The 18,190-nt window shown below is 73.7% G+C and carries 21 protein-coding genes; 13 read left to right on the top strand and 8 right to left on the bottom strand.

Annotated elements, in window-relative coordinates:
- Window positions 1-26 precede the first annotated feature (26 nt).
- Window positions 27-1,280, top strand: coding sequence for an arginine deiminase (locus EBO35_RS09325; protein WP_122817465.1), 1,254 nt, complete (start codon window positions 27-29; stop codon window positions 1,278-1,280).
- 69 nt (window positions 1,281-1,349) lie between these two features.
- Here EBO35_RS09325 and EBO35_RS19445 read toward each other — a convergent pair whose 3' ends face one another.
- Window positions 1,350-1,523, bottom strand: a complete 174-nt coding sequence (locus tag EBO35_RS19445) for a hypothetical protein (protein ID WP_164477885.1) — start codon at window positions 1,521-1,523, stop codon at window positions 1,350-1,352.
- A 3-nt stretch (window positions 1,524-1,526) separates the two neighbouring features.
- Window positions 1,527-2,606: a glycosyltransferase family 2 protein gene (locus EBO35_RS09320; protein ID WP_122817464.1), complete on the bottom strand. Its 1,080-nt coding sequence runs from the start codon at window positions 2,604-2,606 to the stop codon at window positions 1,527-1,529.
- A 214-nt stretch (window positions 2,607-2,820) separates the two neighbouring features.
- Between EBO35_RS09320 and EBO35_RS09315 the strand changes: the two genes are divergently transcribed.
- From EBO35_RS09315 to EBO35_RS09295, 5 genes are all read left to right on the top strand, one after another.
- Window positions 2,821-3,486, top strand: coding sequence for a class F sortase (locus tag EBO35_RS09315; protein WP_122817463.1), 666 nt, complete (start codon window positions 2,821-2,823; stop codon window positions 3,484-3,486).
- Between the two features lie 9 nt (window positions 3,487-3,495).
- Window positions 3,496-4,641 carry a sensor histidine kinase gene (locus EBO35_RS09310; protein ID WP_122817462.1) on the top strand — a complete coding sequence of 382 codons (1,146 nt, stop codon included), beginning with the start codon at window positions 3,496-3,498 and terminating at the stop codon, window positions 4,639-4,641.
- On the top strand, window positions 4,638-5,333 hold the full coding sequence (locus EBO35_RS09305) for a response regulator (RefSeq protein WP_241153944.1): 696 nt from the start codon (window positions 4,638-4,640) through the stop codon (window positions 5,331-5,333). The genes EBO35_RS09310 and EBO35_RS09305 overlap by 4 nt, the downstream gene beginning before the upstream one ends.
- A gap of 137 nt (window positions 5,334-5,470) precedes the next feature.
- Complete coding sequence (locus tag EBO35_RS09300) at window positions 5,471-6,511, top strand: AI-2E family transporter (RefSeq protein WP_122817461.1); 1,041 nt, start codon at window positions 5,471-5,473, stop codon at window positions 6,509-6,511.
- Window positions 6,508-7,020, top strand: a complete 513-nt coding sequence (locus EBO35_RS09295) for a potassium channel family protein (protein ID WP_122817460.1) — start codon at window positions 6,508-6,510, stop codon at window positions 7,018-7,020. Before EBO35_RS09300 ends, EBO35_RS09295 begins: the two co-directional genes overlap by 4 nt.
- On the opposite strand, the gene EBO35_RS09290 is transcribed toward EBO35_RS09295, so the two are convergent.
- Window positions 6,947-7,837 carry a YhjD/YihY/BrkB family envelope integrity protein gene (locus EBO35_RS09290; RefSeq protein ID WP_122817459.1) on the bottom strand — a complete coding sequence of 297 codons (891 nt, stop codon included), beginning with the start codon at window positions 7,835-7,837 and terminating at the stop codon, window positions 6,947-6,949. The genes EBO35_RS09295 and EBO35_RS09290 overlap by 74 nt on opposite strands.
- A 181-nt stretch (window positions 7,838-8,018) precedes the next feature.
- Between EBO35_RS09290 and EBO35_RS09285 the strand changes: the two genes are divergently transcribed.
- The 5 genes from EBO35_RS09285 to EBO35_RS09265 are packed head-to-tail and all read left to right on the top strand — an operon-like array spanning window position 8,019 to window position 13,062.
- Window positions 8,019-9,632 (top strand): ABC transporter substrate-binding protein, encoded by a 1,614-nt coding sequence (locus EBO35_RS09285; protein ID WP_122817458.1) that lies wholly within the window; start codon window positions 8,019-8,021, stop codon window positions 9,630-9,632.
- 1 nt (window position 9,633) lies between these two features.
- Window positions 9,634-10,653, top strand: coding sequence for an ABC transporter permease (locus EBO35_RS09280; RefSeq protein ID WP_206422728.1), 1,020 nt, complete (start codon window positions 9,634-9,636; stop codon window positions 10,651-10,653).
- Window positions 10,650-11,552 carry an ABC transporter permease gene (locus EBO35_RS09275; RefSeq protein WP_241153943.1) on the top strand — a complete coding sequence of 301 codons (903 nt, stop codon included), beginning with the start codon at window positions 10,650-10,652 and terminating at the stop codon, window positions 11,550-11,552. The genes EBO35_RS09280 and EBO35_RS09275 overlap by 4 nt, the downstream gene beginning before the upstream one ends.
- Entirely contained in the window at window positions 11,549-12,466 is a 918-nt protein-coding gene (locus EBO35_RS09270) for an ATP-binding cassette domain-containing protein (RefSeq protein ID WP_241153942.1), read from the top strand. Before EBO35_RS09275 ends, EBO35_RS09270 begins: the two co-directional genes overlap by 4 nt.
- Window positions 12,460-13,062: an ABC transporter ATP-binding protein gene (locus EBO35_RS09265; protein WP_122817457.1), complete on the top strand. Its 603-nt coding sequence runs from the start codon at window positions 12,460-12,462 to the stop codon at window positions 13,060-13,062. Before EBO35_RS09270 ends, EBO35_RS09265 begins: the two co-directional genes overlap by 7 nt.
- Before the next feature lie 21 nt (window positions 13,063-13,083).
- Here the strand turns inward: EBO35_RS09265 and EBO35_RS09260 are convergent, their stop codons facing one another.
- The 5 genes from EBO35_RS09260 to EBO35_RS09240 are packed head-to-tail and all read right to left on the bottom strand — an operon-like array spanning window position 13,084 to window position 16,486.
- Window positions 13,084-13,467 carry a nuclear transport factor 2 family protein gene (locus tag EBO35_RS09260; protein WP_122817456.1) on the bottom strand — a complete coding sequence of 128 codons (384 nt, stop codon included), beginning with the start codon at window positions 13,465-13,467 and terminating at the stop codon, window positions 13,084-13,086.
- A 54-nt stretch (window positions 13,468-13,521) separates the two neighbouring features.
- Window positions 13,522-13,884, bottom strand: coding sequence for a DoxX family protein (locus EBO35_RS09255; RefSeq protein WP_206422727.1), 363 nt, complete (start codon window positions 13,882-13,884; stop codon window positions 13,522-13,524).
- A complete protein-coding gene (locus EBO35_RS09250) occupies window positions 13,881-14,366 on the bottom strand; it encodes an SRPBCC family protein (protein ID WP_122817455.1) in 486 nt (161 codons plus the stop codon). Before EBO35_RS09250 ends, EBO35_RS09255 begins: the two co-directional genes overlap by 4 nt.
- Window positions 14,367-14,369: 3 nt before the next feature.
- Window positions 14,370-15,884, bottom strand: coding sequence for a DHA2 family efflux MFS transporter permease subunit (locus tag EBO35_RS09245; protein ID WP_122817454.1), 1,515 nt, complete (start codon window positions 15,882-15,884; stop codon window positions 14,370-14,372).
- Window positions 15,881-16,486, bottom strand: a complete 606-nt coding sequence (locus tag EBO35_RS09240) for an NADPH-dependent FMN reductase (protein ID WP_122817453.1) — start codon at window positions 16,484-16,486, stop codon at window positions 15,881-15,883. Before EBO35_RS09240 ends, EBO35_RS09245 begins: the two co-directional genes overlap by 4 nt.
- Before the next feature lie 94 nt (window positions 16,487-16,580).
- Here EBO35_RS09240 and EBO35_RS09235 point away from each other — a divergent pair, with 94 nt between their 5' ends.
- Together EBO35_RS09235 and EBO35_RS09225 are read left to right on the top strand one after the other, a co-directional pair.
- On the top strand, window positions 16,581-16,985 hold the full coding sequence (locus EBO35_RS09235) for a MerR family DNA-binding transcriptional regulator (protein WP_122817452.1): 405 nt from the start codon (window positions 16,581-16,583) through the stop codon (window positions 16,983-16,985).
- Window positions 16,986-17,594: 609 nt separating this feature from the next.
- The gene (locus tag EBO35_RS09225) at window positions 17,595-18,152 is read left to right on the top strand and encodes a hypothetical protein (RefSeq protein ID WP_122817450.1); all 558 of its coding nucleotides are present in this window, start codon (window positions 17,595-17,597) and stop codon (window positions 18,150-18,152) included.
- Window positions 18,153-18,190 lie beyond the last annotated feature (38 nt).

Raw genomic sequence — 18,190 nt, 5'->3', positions numbered from 1 at the left:
CGAGGGAAGACAACGGAAGGAACCAGATGACCACCACCACGCCCGCGTCGTACGGCGTCCACTCCGAGGTCGGCCGGCTCCGCAAGGTGCTGGTCTGTCGCCCCGGGCTCGCGCACCGCCGGCTGACGCCGACCAACTCCGACGACCTGCTCTTCGACGACGTGCTGTGGGTCGAGAACGCCCAGCGCGACCACGCGCAGTTCGTCGCCGAGCTCCGGCGGCGTGGGGTCGAGGTCGTCGAGCTGCACGACCTGCTCGCCGAGACGCTGGCCGTGCCGGGGGCGCGGGCGTGGGTGCTGGACCGCAAGGTCACCGCCAACCAGGTCGGCCTGGGTCTGGTCGAGGGCACCCGGGACTTCCTGGAGGACCTCGACGACCCGGACCTCGCCGACCTGCTGATCGGCGGACTGGCCACGACCGACCTGCCCGAGGACTTCCGCTCCGGGTACGTCGCCCTGGCCCGCGAGTCCATCGGGGCCCGCGACTACCTGATGCCGCCGCTGCCCAACACCCTCTACACCCGCGACACCACCTGCTGGCTCTACGGCGGCGTGACGCTGAACCCGCTGTACTGGCCGGCGCGGCACGACGAGACCCTGCTCTACCAGGCCATCTACACCTTCCACCCCGACTTCGTCGGCTCGACCGTCTGGTGGGGCGACGCCGAGCGGGACTGGGGCCAGGCCACCTTCGAGGGCGGCGACATCCTCCCCGTCGGCAACGGGGTGGTGCTGATGGGGATGAGCGAGCGCACCTCGCGACAGGCCATCACCCAGGTCGCGGCCGCCCTGTTCGCCCGGGGCGCCGCCGAGCACGTGGTGGTGGCGGGGATGCCCAAGCTGCGCGCCGCCATGCACCTGGACACGGTGTTCACGTTCGCCGACCGGGACGTCGTCACGCTCTATCCGCGGATCGTCGACGCGATCCACTCCTTCTCGCTGCGGCCCTGCGACACCAGCCCCGGGGTCGAGGTCGTGGACGAGGGCAGCACCCCGTTCGTCGACGTCGTCGCCAAGTCCCTGGGGCTTCCGTCGCTGCGGGTGATCGAGACCGGCGGCGACGTCTACGCCTCGGAGCGCCAGCAGTGGGACTCCGGCAACAACGCGGTCGCCGTCGAGCCGGGAGTGGTCTTCACCTACGACCGCAACACCCAGACGAACGCGCTGCTGCGCCAGGCCGGGATCGAGGTGATCCCGATCGTCGGGGCCGAGCTGGGTCGGGGCCGGGGCGGCGGGCACTGCATGACCTGCCCGATCATCCGAGACCCCGTCGACTTCTGAGCGGCCTGCCGGAAGGGCCGGGCCAGGCGTCACGCGGCCCCGGCGCATCTATGCCGGGGCCGCTTCGGTTCACCACTCACCGTGGCGCGGGACCACCCGCCACAAGGCACTGGCAGCGGCGATCAGCGCGAACACGGCCAGGACGATCCAGGCCCAGTCCGAGCCGGACATGGCCAGCACCCCGGCGCCGGTCATCCCGGCCGGCACGGTGCCCGGCAGCAGCGTCGTCGGCGTGTCATACATGGATTACCACCTCCTCTCGCGGTGTAGGACCGCATCCGCGTACGCCTTCGCGTGCACGGCTTGCAGGAAGATGTCGTAGCCGAGCTCGTACATCGTGGCTGCGGGCAGCATGTGCAGCAGCCCGCGGTCCTTCACGGTGACGACCCGCTCGACCACGAAGATTGCGGTGACGGCCAGCCAGAACGGCCGGATGTTGAGCTCGCCGTACACGGCCAGCGACCAGACGATGCTCCCCAGGTACAGCGCGGTGACCAGGATCCCGAGCGCGGTGAACAGCTGGCGGCCCCAGTAGCGCCAGGTGACCCTGGTGAGGCCGTACTGGGCGCAGTTCTCCAGGGCACCGCGCTTCCAGCGCAGTCGCTGGTTCCACAACGTCCGCCAGGTCGGCATCACCTCGGTGCTCAGCGTGCACTCCTTCGGCGAGAGCACCGTGTAGCCCAGGTGCTTGAGCGCGAACGTGAGCTCGTTGTCCTCGGTGAGCACCGTGGTGTCGTAGACCCCGCCCCGGCCGTCGCCGGGCGGGATCCGGCCGTCGAGCCGGGCGCGCGACACCTCGCGCAGGGTCCGCACCCGCAGCACGGCGGCCGTGCCGGTCACCACCAGGCACTTGCCCCCGAGCCGACGCACGTCGCGGGCGTAGCGGGCGTACTCGTTGCGCTGGAGGTGACCGACGAACGTGTGGTCCTCCCGGCCGCGGAACGTCCCGCCAACGGCGCCGAGCCGCGGGTCCTGGCTGAGATGGCGCACGGCGGCGGACACGAACCCCTGGTCCAGGGCACTGTCGGCGTCCTGGACCAGCACGGCGGCGGCGTCGTCCAGGGCGGGCAACAGCGCGGCGAGCGCCTGGTTGAGGGCGCCGGCCTTCTTCGCGGTGTTCCCGACCGTCTCGAGGACCTCGGCGCCGTTCTCACGCGCGACCCGGGCGGTGTCGTCGGTGCAGTTGTCGGCGACGACGACGATCCGGCCGGGCCGCACGTCCTGGACCTGGAGACCGCGGATCGCCTCGGCGATCGTCTCGGCCTCGTTGTGGGCGGGGATGAGCGCCACGACCTGCCGCACGGTGCTGACGGACCCGGTCACCATCGTCCTCCCTGCCTCTCCTGTCTCTCCTCGTGGTGGCTGCGCCTCCTCCGGCGCATCTCCAGGTTCCTGCGATCGGGCCCGCCGGCCCTCGGTCCCAGGTCGCATCCGCCGGTCCGGAGGTGGAGAGCTCGCTCGACCCTCGGACCGACCTTCGTCGCGGCGGTCCCGACCCGTGGCCGAGGTCGCGGCCGGCGAGCGGCGAGACGCTGGAGGCGTGAGGAAACGTCCGGAGCTGCACCCCCTGATCGGCCCCCTGATCGGTCGCCTGGTCTGCGCCCTGCTCAGCCTGGTGCTGCTGGCGGGGGTGCTGACGCAGCTGCCGTGGGCGACCCTCGGTGCCGCCCTCGGCCGGGGCCCGGCGACGTACGACGAGGAGGCCCTCGCCACGACGAGCGAGCACGCCGCGCCCACCGACGACGCGCCGTCCGCCACCGTGTCGCCTCGACCGTCGGGACCGCTGACCCTGCGCGTCGCGGCCTGGGGCCGCAGCTTCCGCGTCGTGGACGTCGGTCTCGGCGACGACGGCGCACTGGTGCCGCCCCACGACGTGTCGACAGTGGGCCGCTGGGACGGCGGCGCCCTGCCCGGCGACGGCACCGGCGCTGTCGTCCTGGTCGTGCACCGCGACAGCGCCACGCAGGGGCGCGGTCCCTTCGCCGAGCTCGAGGACCTCGCCGTGGGCGCCCGGGTGACCCTGGACGGCCGGCCCTACCTGCTCGAGAGCGTGGAGACCTACCGCAAGGACGGCCTCCCGGCCGAGGAGGTGTTCGGGCAGGACCGCCCCGAGCGGCTGGTCATCGTGACCTGCGGCGGCAGCTACTCCAGCACCCGGGGCTGGGACTCCAACGTCGTCGCGACCTTCCGGCCGGCTGAGACCTAGGCTGGCCGGGTGGCGACGAGGTGGGCCCGGTTCGTCGCGTCGAGCCGGATCCTCGACGTGGGCGTCGTGCTGCTCACCCTCGCCATCGCTCTCAACGCGATCGACGGGTCCGGCCCGTTCGAGCCGACGGCGCTCAACCTCGGCATCGTGGCCCTCTCCTGCATCACGATCGGCTGGCGCCAGCGCTACCCCGAGCTGGTGCTCGCGACCGCCCTGCTCGCCGTGCTGGTCACCGCGCAGCCCGCGCCGATCGTGCTCGCGGCCGGGAGCCTGGCGGCCAAGTTCGGCAGCGGACCGCGGACCTGGATCCCGATCGCGCTCGCCTCGGTGCCGATGCTCCTCGGTCTGGGCATCGACGACTACGGCCCGGTGGGGCTGACCCTGATCTGGGGCTGCCTGATCGCCCTGCCCACGACCGTGGGCCTCTACCTGAACTCGCGCCAGCTCGCGATCGACGCCGCGAACGCCCGAGCCGAGGAGCTCGCGGCCGCCCAGCAGACGCTCGCCGAGGCGGCGCGGCTCGACGAGCGGACCCGGATCGCGCGCGAGATGCACGACATCGTCGCCCACCAGGTCAGCCTGATCGCCCTGCACGCGGGCGCCCTCGAGCTGGCGACCGAGGGCACGCCGGCCGAGGCCTCGGCGAGGATGATCCGGGAGACCGCCCGGCAGGCGCTCGAGGAGTTGCGTACCGTCGTCGGCGTGCTGCGCACCGATCCGAACGCCGCCGACGCCGAGCGAGCGCCCCAGGCGTCGATCGACTCGCTCGGGGACCTCGTCACGGAGTGGCGGGACGCCGGGGCCGACGTGACGCTGCTGGACCGGACCCCCGCCGGCTTCCTGGCCGACGTCCCTCCCCAGGTGGGTCGGGCGGCACACCGGGTCGTCCAGGAGGCGCTGACCAACGTCAGCAAGCACGCACCCGGGTCGCGGTCCGAGATCGTGCTCGCCGACCGGGACGGCTGCCTGAGCGTCACGGTCCACAACACCGCCGGCACCCGGGTCTCCTCACGCGCCGCGACCGGCTCGGGCACCGGCCTCTACGGGCTGCGCGAACGGGTCGAGCTGCTCGGCGGCAGCTTCGAGGCCGGGCCGGACGGCGAGGGCGGCTACCGGGTCTCGGCCCTGCTGCCGGGACGGGGCGCAGCGCCGTGACCACTGCCGCGACCACCGTCGACGGCGCGACCCCCGAGCGCCAGATCACGATCCTCCTCGTCGACGACGAGGCCCTGGTCCGCGCCGGGCTGCGGATGATCCTGTCGACGGCCCCCGACCTGGAGGTGGTCGGCGAGGCGGAGGACGGCACCGAGGTGGTGGAGCGGGTCCGCGCGCTCCACCCGGACATCGTGCTGATGGACATCCGGATGCCGCACGTGGACGGGCTGCGCGCGCTCACCCTGGTCCGCGCGCTCCCCGACCCGCCGCAGGTCGTCATCCTGACGACGTTCGACCTCGACGAGCACGTGTACGAGGCGCTCGAGAACGGCGCCGCCGGCTTCCTGCTCAAGGACACGCCGCCGCACGCCCTGATCCAGTCGATGCGCACGGTGGCCAGCGGCAGCGCGATCCTGTCCCCCACGCTCACCCGGCGCCTGTCGGCGACGTACTCCCGCAAGGTCCCCACCGACCTGCAGGACCGGATCGCCACCCTCTCCGAGCGGGAGCTCGCGATCCTGCCGCTCATCGGGCAGGGCCTCGCCAACGCCGAGATCGCCAGCGAACTCTACCTGAGCGAGGCCACGGTCAAGGCCCACGTCACCCACATCCTCACCAAGCTCGGTGTCGCCAACCGGGTGCAGGTCGCCATCGCGGCCTACCGCGCCGGCCTGCTCGACGACCGGGCCTGACCGCAGAACCGCGCGGAGCGGGGTACCCGGAGACACCGGCCGGTCTAGGTGGGCCGGCACCGCCACCCGGATCGTCGTCGGCCTCCGTGGAGGCGGTGAGCGGCGTAGCCCCGGGCCGACCGGCCCAAGGAGCGCCCATGACCCGGACGAGCAGACTGCTGATCGGTGCCGCCAGCCTGGTGATCGTCATCGCCGGGCTCCGCTCGGCCTCCGGGATCGTCGGTCCGGCGATGCTGGCCGTGGCCCTGACCATCGTCTTCCACCCACTGCGGGCCACCCTCGAGCGCTGGATGCCGCGCTGGGCGGCCTCCGTGGTCGTGGTCGTCGCGTCGTACGTGCTCCTCCTCGCGCTGGCGCTCTCGCTCGTGGTGTCGCTGGGCCGGCTGGCGACGCTGATCCCGAGGTACGCCGGCGACCTGGACCGGATGACCGAGCGCGCCCTGGACCGTCTCTCGAACCTGGGGGTCGCCGAGTCCCACGTCCGGGCGGCGAGCGACTCCCTCGACGTCGGCCGGCTCCTGGACGCCACCGGCGCCGTGGTGTCGAGCCTGTCGTCGGTGGTCACGAACCTGTTCTTCGTGATCACCCTGCTCCTGTTCCTCGCCTTCGACAGCGCGCAGGCCTCCCGGCTGGCCGACCAGGCCCGCGCGCATCGCCCCGAGCTCGTCGACGCGCTGGTGACCTTCGCCCAGGGCACCCGCAACTACCTGTGGGTCTCGGCCGTGTTCGGCCTGATCGTCGCGGTCATCGACACCGGCCTGCTGTGGGCGCTCGGGGTGCCCGGTGCGTTCGTGTGGGGGGTGCTCTCCTTCGTCACGAACTTCATCCCCAACATCGGGTTCGTCCTCGGTGTCGTGCCCCCGGCCCTGATCGGGCTGCTGGAGGGCGGCGTCGGCCTGATGCTGTGGGTGATCGTGCTCTACTCCGTCGTGAACGTGGTCGTCCAGTCGATCATCCAGCCGAGGTACGTCGGCAGCGCGGTCGGACTGTCCACCAGCCTCACCTTCGTGTCGCTGGTGTTCTGGGCCTGGGTGCTCGGCCCGCTGGGTGCGCTGCTGGCCGTGCCGATGAGCCTGCTGGTCCGCGCCCTGCTGGTGGATGCCGACCCCGACGGTGCCTGGCGGCTCCCGCTGATCAGCGGACGACCGGAGGACGAGCCGCCGGCGGCGGCGTCATGAGCCGCGGCGGCGGCATCCTGAGCCGCGGCGGGGCCGCCCGGCGGCGGCCGGTGTGGAGCGCCGCCGGACTGCTGGTGGCCTACTTCGCCTTTCCCCTCGAGCTGCGCACCTCGGCCGGCGTCGTGGTCGGACTGGTGCTGACGGTGGTGGGCCTGGGCGTGCTCGGCCGGATCATGGTGCTGGAGCTCCAGCACCTGCACGCCGGCAGCCGAGGGTGGGGCATCGGGGTGCTGATCATGGTGCTGGAGCTGCTCGTGATCTGGTTCTCGCTGGCCTTCTTCCTGGTCAACCGGCTGGCACCCGAGCAGTTCGAGGGTCTCGGCACCCGCACCGACGCGCTCTACTTCACGCTGAGCACGATGACGACGATCGGGTACGGCGACGTGCATGCCGAGGGCCAGCTGGCCCGGCTGCTGACCTGCGCGCTGATCGTCTTCAACGTCGTCGTGGTCGCCTCGGTCGTGCGCGCGCACACCCAGACCCGGGCGGCCCCTCAGCAGCAGCCCTGACCGGGCCGCCACCCCCGGTGCCGAGCACCGCTCCGAGGATCGCGGCGCCGACGACCACCGAGGCCACCGTGACCAGCCAGGTCACCAGGGCCAGGGCGACGCCGACGACGCCGTACCGCTCCGCGTTGCGGGCGAACAGGTCGGGGAGGTAGATCGCGGTCCCCCATCCCACGATCAGCTGGAGCACGGTGCTGAGCACGGCCCCGGCCAGCAGGTCGCGGGCCGGGACCCGCCGGGACAGCATCAGCGAGGTCCCGACCAGCCAGCCGACCACCCCGATCGCGGCCTGGCCGACCAGGCCCAGGAGCACCCGCGACTCCAGGGAGTCCAGCGGGCGCCCGACCCAGCCGACCGTGAACCCCGTCGTCAGCAGCACGGCGAGCCCGGCGGCTCGGTACGCCGTGCCCCGGATCCCCATCCGCGGCAGCCCCCAGGCTCCCTCGAAGGTCTGCTGCACCGAGCGGGCGAAGCCGTTGAGGGAGAAGATCAGCAGGGCCAGGCTGAGGACCGTGGCGCCGCCCGTGGTGCCCGGCGGGTAGGCGAACAGGGTGCTCACGGCCTCGGCGGCGTTGCCCGTCAGACCCATCCGGCGGTTGATCTCCTCCCCGACCCGTCCGGCGCCCGAGGAACTGGCGAAGGAGGCCAGGACCAGGAGCATCGGAATCAGCGCGAGGAACCCCTGCCCAGCGAGCATGAGCACCCGGTCCCGCCCCTCGATGTGCAGGAAGATCCGCAGGCACCGGACCAGGAACCGGGTCGGCGGATAGCGCTCCAGCGCGTCCAGCCAGCCGCCCAGCCGGCTCGAGACACGCGCCATCGTGGTCCCCTTCGTCGGGTCGTCCTGCCCGTCGAGTCTGGCGCCGGTCGACTCCGCTGGCGATCCCCCGCGGGCGGGGACGAGCCGTCCGCGTCCAGGACTGCGGGCCAGGACGGCGTACGGACTGCGACTGCACTACGCTTCTTGTTGCAAACTGGTGGCAACAACGAAGGCGGGACAAATGCGGCGATCTCGTGGGCGGGCGGGCCGGCTGGCCGGGCCGTGGGCCCTCGCCCTGTCGGTCGCGGCACTCACCGCCTGTGGTGGCGGGTCCGGACCCGCCGAGAGCGGGGAGCAGCCTACGGTGCTGCGGCTCGCGATCGGCGGCGAGTCCGAGGAGGGCTACGACCCCACCCTCGGCTGGGGCCGGTACGGCGCCCCGCTGTTCCAGTCCACGCTGCTGACCCGCGAGGCCGACCTCGGCGTCGGGCTCGACCTGGCCACCGACTACCGGGTGAGCGCGGACGGGCTGACCTGGACCGTCGACCTGCGCGACGACGCGATGTTCACCGACGGCACGCCGGTCACGGCCGCGGATGTCGCCTACACGTACAACGCGGCCGCCGAGCAGGGCGGACTGACCGACGTCACCGCCCTCGAGGAGGCCGTCGCGGTGGACGAGGACACCGTGGAGCTGCGCCTCGACGAGCCGCGCAGCACGTTCGTCAACCGGATGATCAGCCTCGGCATCGTCCCCGAGCACGCCCACGGCGAGAGCTACGCGCAGCAGCCGGTCGGCTCCGGCCCGTTCCGCCTCGTGGAGTGGAAGCGCGGCCAGCAGCTGGTCGTGGAGCGCAACGAGGACTACTACGGCGACCAGCCGGAGTTCGACCGGATCGTCTTCGTGTTCACCGACGAGGACGCCACGCTCGCCGCCGCCCGCACCGGCGAGGTCGACGTGGCCGCGCTGCCCTCGGCGCTCGCCACCCAGGACATCGCGGGCATGCGCCTGGAGGCGGTCACCTCCATCGACAACCGCGGCATCTCGTTCCCGACGGTGCCGGCGGGTGCGCCCCGCAGCGACGGGGTGCCGGTGGGCAACGACGTCACCGCCGACCTCGCGGTCCGCCGCGCCGTCAACCTGGCGGTCGACCGCCAGGCGCTGGTCGACGCCGTCCTCGAGGGGTACGGCTCCCCCGCCACCGGTCCGGTCGACGGCGCCCCCTGGTACGAGCCGGCCTCCGCGATCGAGGACGCGGACGTCCCCGCCGCCGAGGCGGCCCTGGCGGACGCCGGATGGCGCGACGCCGACGGCGACGGGATCCGGGAGAAGGACGGCACCCCCGCCTCCTTCACGCTGCTCTACCCCGCCGGCGACACCCTGCGCCAAGGCCTGGCCCTGAGCGTCGTCGACATGGTGGCCGAGGCGGGCGTCGAGATCCGCACCGAGGGCGTGAGCTGGGACGAGATCGACCGGCGCCTGCACACCGACGCCGTGATGTTCGGCTGGGGCAGCCACGACCCGACCGAGATGTACAACCTCTACCACTCCTCGATGGCCGGCTCCGACCTGTTCAACCCCGGCTTCTACCGCAGCGCGGCGGTCGACCGGCACCTGGATGCCGCGATGGCGGCCACCGACACCGAGACCGCGAACCGCGAGTGGCGCGCCGCGCAGCTGGAGGGCACCGAGGGCTTCACGGCCTCGGCCGACGCCGCCTGGGCCTGGCTGGTCAACCTCGAGCACACCTACTTCGTCGACGAGTGCCTGGACCTGGGCGAGCCGCGGATCGAGCCGCACGGACACGGCTGGCCGATCACCGCGGGCATCGCCGAGTGGACCTGGACCTGCTGACGTGGGGACTGCGGATCGGGCAGCGGAACGGGCAGCGGGGCGGGCTGCGGGCGCGCTGACCGGGCGGGCGCTGCGGCTGCTGAGCCTGCTGGTCGCGGTCGCGATCGGCTCGTTCGCGCTGATGGCGGCCTCGCCGATCGACCCGGTCGAGGCGTACGTCGGGGCCGACGCGGCCGCGCTGGGCAGCGAGCAGCGCGCCCAGATCGAGGAGCGCTGGGGCCTCGACGAGCCCCCGGTGGAGCGGTTCGTCACCTGGGCCGGCAACGTGCTCGGCGGCGACCTCGGCACCTCCCAGGTGTACGGCGTGCCGGTCACCGAGGTCATCGCCGAGCGGCTTCCCGCCAGCCTCGCGCTGATGGGGCTCGCCTGGCTGTTCTCCGGGCTCCTGGGCTTCGGGCTCGGCCTGCTCGCCGGCGCCCGGCACGGCCGCCCCGTGGACCGGGTGCTCACCTGGTGGGCCTACACCCTCGCCTCGTCCCCGACGTTCTGGGTCGGTCTGGTGCTCCTCTACGTCTTCTCGGTCTCGCTGCAGTGGACGCCGGTGTGCTGCGCCGCTCCCATCGGCACCCTGAGCGGCGAGGCCTCGCTGCTGGACCAGCTCCACCACCTCCTGCTGCCCGCGCTCACCGTCAGCGTCGTGGGCATCTCCCCGGTGCTGCTGCACACCCGCGAGGCGACCGTGTCGATCCTGGCCAGCGACCACGTGGCGTTCGCCCGGGCCCAGGGCGAGCGGCTGCCGGGGCTGGTGCTGCACCGGGTGGCGCGCAACGCGGCCGGGCCGGCGCTGATGCTCCAGTTCGCCTCCGTCGGCGAGCTGTTCGGCGGCTCGGTGCTCGCCGAGCAGGTCTTCACCTACCCCGGGCTCGGCGAGGCCACCACGACGGCGGCCCTGCGCCAGGACGTCCCGCTGCTGCTCGGCGTCGCGCTGGTCACCGCGCTCTTCGTCTTCGTCGGCAACGCCCTCGGCACCCTGGCCCACCGTGCGGCCGTGCCGCTCGCCCGCCAGGAGGTGGCGCTGTGAGCACCGACCTCCGGCCGCCGAGCTCGGCCGCGCAGCCGGGCCGGCCCGAGCCCGCCGGCGACGGCTCGCGGACCCCGCGGTGGCGCGACCGGCGTACCCGCACCATGACCGCCGTCGCGATCGCACTCGCGCTGGTCGTGGCCGTCGCGGTGGCCGGCACCCTCGCCGCCGGGCCCGCCGCCACCACCGACCTCGCCGCCCGCCACCAGGCGCCGTCGTGGGGGCACCCGTTCGGCACCGACGCCTACGGCCGCGACCTGCTGCTGCGCACCCTCGTCGGGCTGCGGCTGAGCCTGCTCGTGGGCCTCACCGCGGCGGCGATGTCCGGCCTGATCGCGCTCGTGCTGGCCCTGGTGGCCACGGTGGGCGGACGGGCCGCCGCCGCCGTCGTCGGCTGGCTGGTCGACCTGTTCCTGGCCCTGCCGCACCTGGTGCTGCTGCTCCTGCTGGCCTTCGCGCTCGGTGGCGGCACCCAGGCCGTGATCCTCGCGGTCGGCCTGACCCACTGGCCGCGGCTGACCCGGGTGCTGCTGGCCACGTCCCACGAGGTCGCCGGGTCCGACTACGTGGCGACCTCGCGGGCGCTCGGGCACGGACGCCTGCACGTCGCGCGGCGCCACCTCGCCCCGCACCTGGTCCCGCACCTCTCGGTCGGCGCCGTCCTGATGTTCCCGCACGCGATCCTGCACGAGGCGGCGCTCTCGTTCCTCGGCCTCGGCATCGACCCCGGCCAGCCGGCGGTCGGCGTCCTGCTCCAGGACGCGATGCGGACCCTCTCGGCCGGCCACTGGTGGCTCGCCGTCCTGCCCGGCCTCGGGCTGCTGCTCGTCGTCAAGCTCGTCGACCGCATCGGCGAGGACCTCCGTCTGCTGCTCGCCCCGAGGAGTGCCCACCTGTGACCACCGATTCCGCGTGCCTCGCCACCCGCACCCCTGCTCACCCGGGCACCGGGCCGGGCCCGGACCGGCCGCTGCTGGAGGTGCGCGACCTGCGCGTCGAGTTCACCCAGTACGAGCGCGGGCTGCGGCGCCGCACCGTCACCGGGGTGGAGCGGATGAGCCTCGACGTCCGAGCCGGCGAGGTCGTCGCGCTGGTCGGCGCCAGCGGTGCCGGCAAGAGCCTGCTGGGGCACGCGGTCCTCGGTCTGCTGCCCCCCAACGGCAGGGAGCAGGGCACGATCAGCTGGTGCGGCACGCCGGTGGACGCCGCCGCCCGGCGCCGGCTCGCCGGCCGCGAGATCGCACTGCTGCCCCAGTCGCTCTCCCACCTCGACCCGGCCGCCACCGCCGGCGCCCAGCTGCGTCGCGCCGCACGCCTGGCGGGCGCCGACCGCGCGAGCGCGCGCCGGTACGTCGCCGAGGCGCTGGCCGCCCAGGGGCTCGGGCCCGAGGTCGCCCGGCGCTATCCCCACCAGCTCTCCGGCGGGATGGGCCGCCGGGTGCTCACCGCGATGGCCCTGGCCGGGCAGCCCCGCGTCGTCGTCGCCGACGAGCCCACCCCGGGCCTGGGGCCGGCCGAGGTCCGCACGGTGCTGGGCCGGCTCCGCTCGCTGGCCGACGAGGGGCGCGGCGTCCTGCTGATCACCCACGAGCTGGTCGGCGCCCTCGGGGTGGCCGACCGGGTGGTCGTCGTCGACCGCGGCCGCACCGTCGCCGAGGAGCAGGTGCGCGACTTCAGCGGGTCCGGCGCCGGACTGGGGAACCCCTACAGCCGCGCGCTGTGGCGCGCGCTGCCCGCCAACGGCTTCCAGGTCACGACCGACCGCGCGGCGCAGGTCGGGCCGGTGCAGACCCCGGAGCGCGCCGCGTGCTGAGCGCCCGGGACGTGTGGGTGCGCTACGGGCGGCGCTCCCCCTGGGTGCTCGAGGGCGTCGACCTGGACCTGGCGCCGGGCGAGGTGCTCGGGCTGCACGCGCCCAGCGGCCGGGGCAAGTCGACACTGGCCGCCGCGCTCGCCGGGCTGCGGCGCCCGGACCGCGGCGAGGTCACGGCGGACGGCGTACCGGTCGGAGCCGGGCGGGGACCCCGCCCCGTGCAGCTGGTGGGCCAGCACGCGGACCGCGCCGTCAACCCGCGCTGGCGGATCCGGGAGGTGCTCGCCGAGGCCCGGCCCGACGGCCCCGAGCGGGCGGTCGCCGAGCAGGGCCTGGTCGATGAGGGGTGGCTCGAGCGCTACCCCCACGAGATCAGCGGCGGCGAGCTGCAGCGGGTGAACCTCGCCCGCGCGCTGCTCGTCGAGCCTCGCTATCTGCTCGCCGACGAGATCTCCAGCAGCCTGGACGCGCTGACCCAGGCGGTCCTGTGGCGCCACGTTCGCGCGTACGTCGACCGGACTGGCGCCGGGGTCCTGGCGATCTCCCACGACGCCCCGCTCCTGGACCAGGTCGCCGACCGGGTCGTCACCCGCTGAGCCGGCCCGCTCCGGGACGGCTCAGTCGGAGCCGAAGAAGCCGGTGATCGAGACCAGCCGGCCGCTGGGGCCGACCTGCCCGAAGTCCCGGGAGACCGGCCCCGGAGGCCGCCCGGGCCGCAGCTGCCGCCAGCGGAAGTGGACGACGTCGTGGTGCTGGTCGACGTCGCCCACGAGCTCCAGGTACGACCCCGGCCGGCTCGCCTGTACCCGGCCGATGTGCTCGCCGAGCGCCGCGGGGCCCTGGGTGCGCACCGTCGGATCGAGGTACACACCGGCGGGGTCCCAGCAGCGGGCCAGCAGGCCCGACCGGACAGCGGCGTCCGGCTCGTTCCAGGCGGCCAGGTAGTCGGCGACCAACGCGCCGACCTGCTCGGGGGTCGGCCCCGGATCGGTGTGCGGCATCGGGTGTCCTCTCTCGCCCGGGGACCTCTCTCGCCCGGGGACGTCACGCTCGGGTCAGGCGGCCAGGGTCCCGGCGACCGCGACACACAGCACCAGCATGCCCAACGCGTTCACGGCCAGGTTCCGGCCGAGGTCGCGGGCCCGGAGGTGACCGCCGATCGCGGCGACGAAGTACGCCACCAGGCAGCAGGCGGTGACCAGGGCGAGGTGCGGGACCCAGAGTCCGAGCAGCAGGCCGGCCGCCGCGGCGAACTTGATCGGCGAGAGCACCCACCAGAAGCGCCGGGGGAACCGGACGTCGTCGAGGCACGCGGCGACGAACGAGACCGGCCCCAGGCACAGGACCCCGTCCACGACCTGGATCGCCGCGAGCAGCACGACCGGCCACCACGGATCCACGACCATGCTCGCGCTCACCCACGTCCTCTCTCCCGGCCGGCCGCACTCGGCGCGGATCCCCGGGCGGCGCGGGACCCGATGTCGGCGAGCATCCGCCGCACCGCCAGCACGTGCCCGCCGGTCCCGAGCAGGAGGCCGCGGTAGATCCGGCCGCGCAGGCCCGGGAACGCGGCGTACGAGAGCACCGTCAGCGTCGTCCCGCCCTGGTCCACGCCGTCCACGCCGTCCGTGCCGTCCACGCCGTCCGCGCCGTCCACGCCGTCCGCGGCGAAGACCAGGCGGTACTCCGAGAACCGGTGCCGTCCGGAGAGCGACACCTCCCCCTCGGCCGGCTCGTCGTCGATCCCGAACCCAGCGGGCGGCTCGGTGCCGAGCAGCAGGTGGAGGAGCGGGTGGTCGGGGTACGCGAGTCCCCGGGCGTAGCGCGCGGCCACCTCCAGCACCACCGCCGGCGGGGCCGCGATGACTGTGCTGTGGCGGTCGAGGAGTGGCAAGGCCATGAGTCAGCGTGACCTGATCGTCCGTCGTTGGCCACGGGTTTGCGTGCGGTCCTCGTTCGGGCGGGCGGCGAGGCCCACCAGGGCGGCCAGCATGCTCAGGGCGACGAACCCGGCGGCGACCGCATAGCTGCCGCCGACAGCGAGGGCCAGGCTGTCCTCGAGCCGGGCCCGCGACCGCGGGTCGAGCGCGAGCATCGCGGCGAGGCCGTCGCGCTCCGCGGTGGCCAGGGCGGGCACCCGCTCGGCGACGAGGAGCGTCAGCGAGCTGGCGATCACGGCGCCGCCCACGGCGCCGGCGAGCTGCTGGACGAGCGCGAGCAGCGTCGTGCCGCGGGCGGTGTCGTCGTTCTCGAGGTCGCGCACGGCGACAGCCATCGTCGGCATCAGCGTCGCGCCCGACCCGACGCCGAGGACGGCGCCCGCGGCGGCGATCAGCGGGTAGGAGGCACCGCTCGTGGTGGCGAGCAGCAGCGCGAGGGTTCCCAGGAGGCCGAGGGTCACGCCGCTGAGCACGATGCGTCGGGGCGGCACCCGGTCCACGAGGCGAGTGGCGACCTGCATCGTGAGCCCGACGGCCAGGGCCATCGGGATCGTGATCGTCGCGGCGAGGCTGGCTGGATCGCCGCGGACCCCCTGGACGTAGACGGGCAGGACCGTCATCGCACCGAAGTACCCGGCCCCGAAGCAGCCGAGGACGCCCAGGCCGGCAGCCAGGGGCGGGTGGCGCAGCAGCCGGAGGTCGACCAGGGGCGCGTCGGTCCGCACGGTCCGGGCGCCGAAGCCGACGAGGAGCAGCAGCCCGGCTCCCAGCGCGGCGCCGGTCCGGCCCGTCATCGAGCCGGACTCCCCGACCAGCGTGCAGCCGAGCACCAGCAGGACCGCGCCGCCGCAGACCAGCACCAGACCGGGCCAGTCGATGCGGGTGACCACCGTCCGGTCGGTGGTCGGCGGCAGCAGGTAGGCGCAGAGCAGGATCGCCGCTGCCCCGATGGGGAGGTTGATCAGGAAGATCCAACGCCAGGAGGCCGTGTCGACCAGCCAGCCGGCCAGGAGCGGGCCGAGCACCGGGCCGATCAGCACCGGCAGCCCGAGCAGGCCCATCATCCGTCCGCGGACCTCGCGGGGCACCGCCCGCAGGGCGATGGCCTGGCCGACCGGGTTGAGCAGCCCGCCGCCGAGCCCCTGCAGGATCCGGAACGCCGTGAGCGACCCGGCGTCCCAGGCCAGCCCCGCCAGGACCGACGACCCGGTGAAGACCACCAGGGTCAGCAGGTAGACCCGCCGAGCGCCGAACCGGGCGGCCGCCCAGCCGGCCACGGGGACGACGGCGACCACGCCGAGCAGGTAGCCGCTGGTCACCCACTGCACGGCCGGCAGCGTGGAGTCCAGGTCGGCGACGATCGCCGGCACGGCCACGAAGGCGACGGTGGTGTCGACCGTGACCATGAGGCCGCCCAGGGCCAGCACCAGCCCGATGGTGCGGGCCCGGACGTCCAGGGCCGGCGGAGCGGTGGTCATGGCTGGAAGGGCCGGTCACGGCGGGCGGCGCAGAGGACCTCGCCCCACCAGACCAGCTCGCCCAGCGCCTGGTCGAGGGCCGCGCCGGCATCGGGCGGCGGGTCGAACCCCCGGTCGTGGACGTCGTTCCACGGCGCGCGCAGCCCGACGCCGCGCCGGGTCGTGACGACGTGCAGCTCGGCGAGGACGCCGCGCAGGTGCTCGGTGGCGAGCAGCCCGCCGTGCACGCCGTACGACACCACCGTGGCGGGCTTGAACATCCACTCCCGGTAGTGCCAGTCGATCGCGCGCTTCAGGCTGGCGGGATAGCTGTGGTTGTACTCGGGCGTGACGACCAGGTAGCCGTCGGCCCGCTCGATGCGGTGGGCGATCGCCGAGCGCGGCCCGCCCCCCGGCTGCAGCAGCTCGTCGTCCGGCAGCTCGGACTCGGCCAGGTCGATCAGGTCCACGGTGCCGGCGACCTCGGCGGCCCGGCCCGCTGCCCAGTCCCCCAGGGTGCGGCTGAGCCGGTCCCGGCGGACGCTGGCGGCGAGGACGGCAAGGTGCAGGCCCGACTGTTCGGCTGCAGCGGCGGATGCGGTGATGGGTTCGGTAGGAGTCATGCCCGCCACGCTGAGCCTTGACCATTTGTTGAAGTCAAGGGCGTTGAAGTCAAGGCTGTTGAAGTCGGGAAGCCTGCGGAGGCACGCTGGAGCGATGACCACCTCCGTGGAGACTCCCCCGGACTTCGACCTCTCGGTCAAGGACGTCGCTGCCGCGGCGGGCATCGCCCCGTCGGCCGTGCGGTTCTACGAGAAGCACGGGCTGATCACCGCCCGTCGCACCGCGGGCGGCCAGCGGCGCTTCGACGACACGGCGGCCTGCCGGATCAGGGTCGCCAAGGTCGCCCAGCGCGTCGGCCTCACCGTCCGCCAGATCGCCGACCACTTCGAGTCCCTGCCCGACCGTCCGCAGCCGCAGGACTGGGAGCGCTTCGCCGATGTCCTCATCGACGAGGCAGAGTCCCGCACCGCCGCCCTGCGGAACTGCCTGGGCGACCTGGGCTCGGGGACCCAACTGTGCGAGATCGGTCCCGGGACCGTGCCCGCCGGGCACCGCTGACGCCGGCCGTCCTACAGACGCTCAAGGTGGGATGAGGCCCTCGCACGTCGCCACCCCATCGGCGTCCAGCTTCGGCAGCTTCTTGAAACCCAGGTGCGGGTCAAGTACGCCGTGCGAGTTGATCGTGACGGTCGCGTCCCGGTAGTCGCCGCCCACACGCGCCCGCGTTGCACCACGCGCCGACGATCGTGGGACGGCTGGACGAACAGGAGAGAGTTCGCCCTGGCAACGAGCACGGTGGGCACCGCGAGGTGGCCCGCGACCCCGCCCGGCCGAGGACGGGCCGGCCAACCTGGCCCAGCTGCACGCCTGCCTCTCCGACACGGTGCTGCTCACCGGTGATGACTTCGACGCGCCGGCCGCAATTCCGACCTGCCCCGGTCGACGCGGGTCCCTGCCACCGCCAGCCTGCCGCGGGTCGGGATCCTCGACTACCGTGCCCGGTGCTGCACGTGCTGGCCATCGAGATCCCGCCGGCCTCCGCCGCCTGGCACTCGTCGTGAGCCACCGGCCTGCGTTGCGACGCCTCGGAGCTGGTGCGCTGCGCATCCCGCGCTAGCCACCTCACGGGACCTACGCTGCTGGGACCACCGGACCGGAGGGACCGAGATGATCGCCCGACAGCTAGTCCCCGTGTTGCTCACCGCATTGCTCAGTGCCGGCGGACTGGCGTCGGCTCCGGCGCAGGCGGCGACGGAGGTATTCGACGATCCGGCTCGCGACTCCGCGGCCCGTGGTGCTGACCTGGTCAAGGTGCGGGTGGCGAACAAGCGACGATCAATCCGCGTCATGTCCTTCCATCGCAACATCAGGCAGGGCATTCCGGCCAGCATCTCGGTGGAACTCGACATCGACCCGCGACGCAGAGGTCCCGAGCTCGGCATCGGGACCAGCCTGGGTGGTGACTCCGACTGGCAGCTGCGGCGAATGCGGGGAAGCCGCTACGTCGGTCCGCCGCTGTTGTGCCCGACCACGCTGGCGCTGAACTACCAGAGGGACACGTCAAGGTTCACCATCCAGAGGAGCTGCCTGAGGCGGTGGAGGAAGGCGCGGGTGCGGGTCGAGGCCTCCTACCTCGTCGTGAACCGCGCCACCGGCACCGGTCGGTCCTTCTCCGACTACGTGCCCTCGAAGCACGGCTTCACTTCCTGGATTCGTCGAGGCTGACTCCGGGCACTCGCCGGTCGGCCGACACTTCCTGACCT

This window comes from Nocardioides pantholopis, from assembly GCF_003710085.1.
Lineage (GTDB): Bacteria > Actinomycetota > Actinomycetes > Propionibacteriales > Nocardioidaceae > Nocardioides > Nocardioides pantholopis.
The sequence above is the reverse complement of the archived record's forward strand: the minus strand, read 5'-3'. Positions and strand labels throughout refer to the sequence as shown.

Coding starts and splice junctions, on each gene's coding strand:
- EBO35_RS09325 (WP_122817465.1), top strand. CDS start 27: ATGACCACCACCACGCCCGCGTCGTACGGCGTCCACTCCGAGGTCGGC.
- EBO35_RS19445 (WP_164477885.1), bottom strand. CDS start 1,523: ATGTATGACACGCCGACGACGCTGCTGCCGGGCACCGTGCCGGCCGGG.
- EBO35_RS09320 (WP_122817464.1), bottom strand. CDS start 2,606: ATGGTGACCGGGTCCGTCAGCACCGTGCGGCAGGTCGTGGCGCTCATC.
- EBO35_RS09300 (WP_122817461.1), top strand. CDS start 5,471: ATGACCCGGACGAGCAGACTGCTGATCGGTGCCGCCAGCCTGGTGATC.
- EBO35_RS09295 (WP_122817460.1), top strand. CDS start 6,508: ATGAGCCGCGGCGGCGGCATCCTGAGCCGCGGCGGGGCCGCCCGGCGG.
- EBO35_RS09290 (WP_122817459.1), bottom strand. CDS start 7,837: ATGGCGCGTGTCTCGAGCCGGCTGGGCGGCTGGCTGGACGCGCTGGAG.
- EBO35_RS09285 (WP_122817458.1), top strand. CDS start 8,019: ATGCGGCGATCTCGTGGGCGGGCGGGCCGGCTGGCCGGGCCGTGGGCC.
- EBO35_RS09260 (WP_122817456.1), bottom strand. CDS start 13,467: ATGCCGCACACCGATCCGGGGCCGACCCCCGAGCAGGTCGGCGCGTTG.
- EBO35_RS09250 (WP_122817455.1), bottom strand. CDS start 14,366: ATGGCCTTGCCACTCCTCGACCGCCACAGCACAGTCATCGCGGCCCCG.
- EBO35_RS09245 (WP_122817454.1), bottom strand. CDS start 15,884: ATGACCACCGCTCCGCCGGCCCTGGACGTCCGGGCCCGCACCATCGGG.
- EBO35_RS09240 (WP_122817453.1), bottom strand. CDS start 16,486: ATGACTCCTACCGAACCCATCACCGCATCCGCCGCTGCAGCCGAACAG.
- EBO35_RS09235 (WP_122817452.1), top strand. CDS start 16,581: ATGACCACCTCCGTGGAGACTCCCCCGGACTTCGACCTCTCGGTCAAG.
- EBO35_RS09225 (WP_122817450.1), top strand. CDS start 17,595: ATGATCGCCCGACAGCTAGTCCCCGTGTTGCTCACCGCATTGCTCAGT.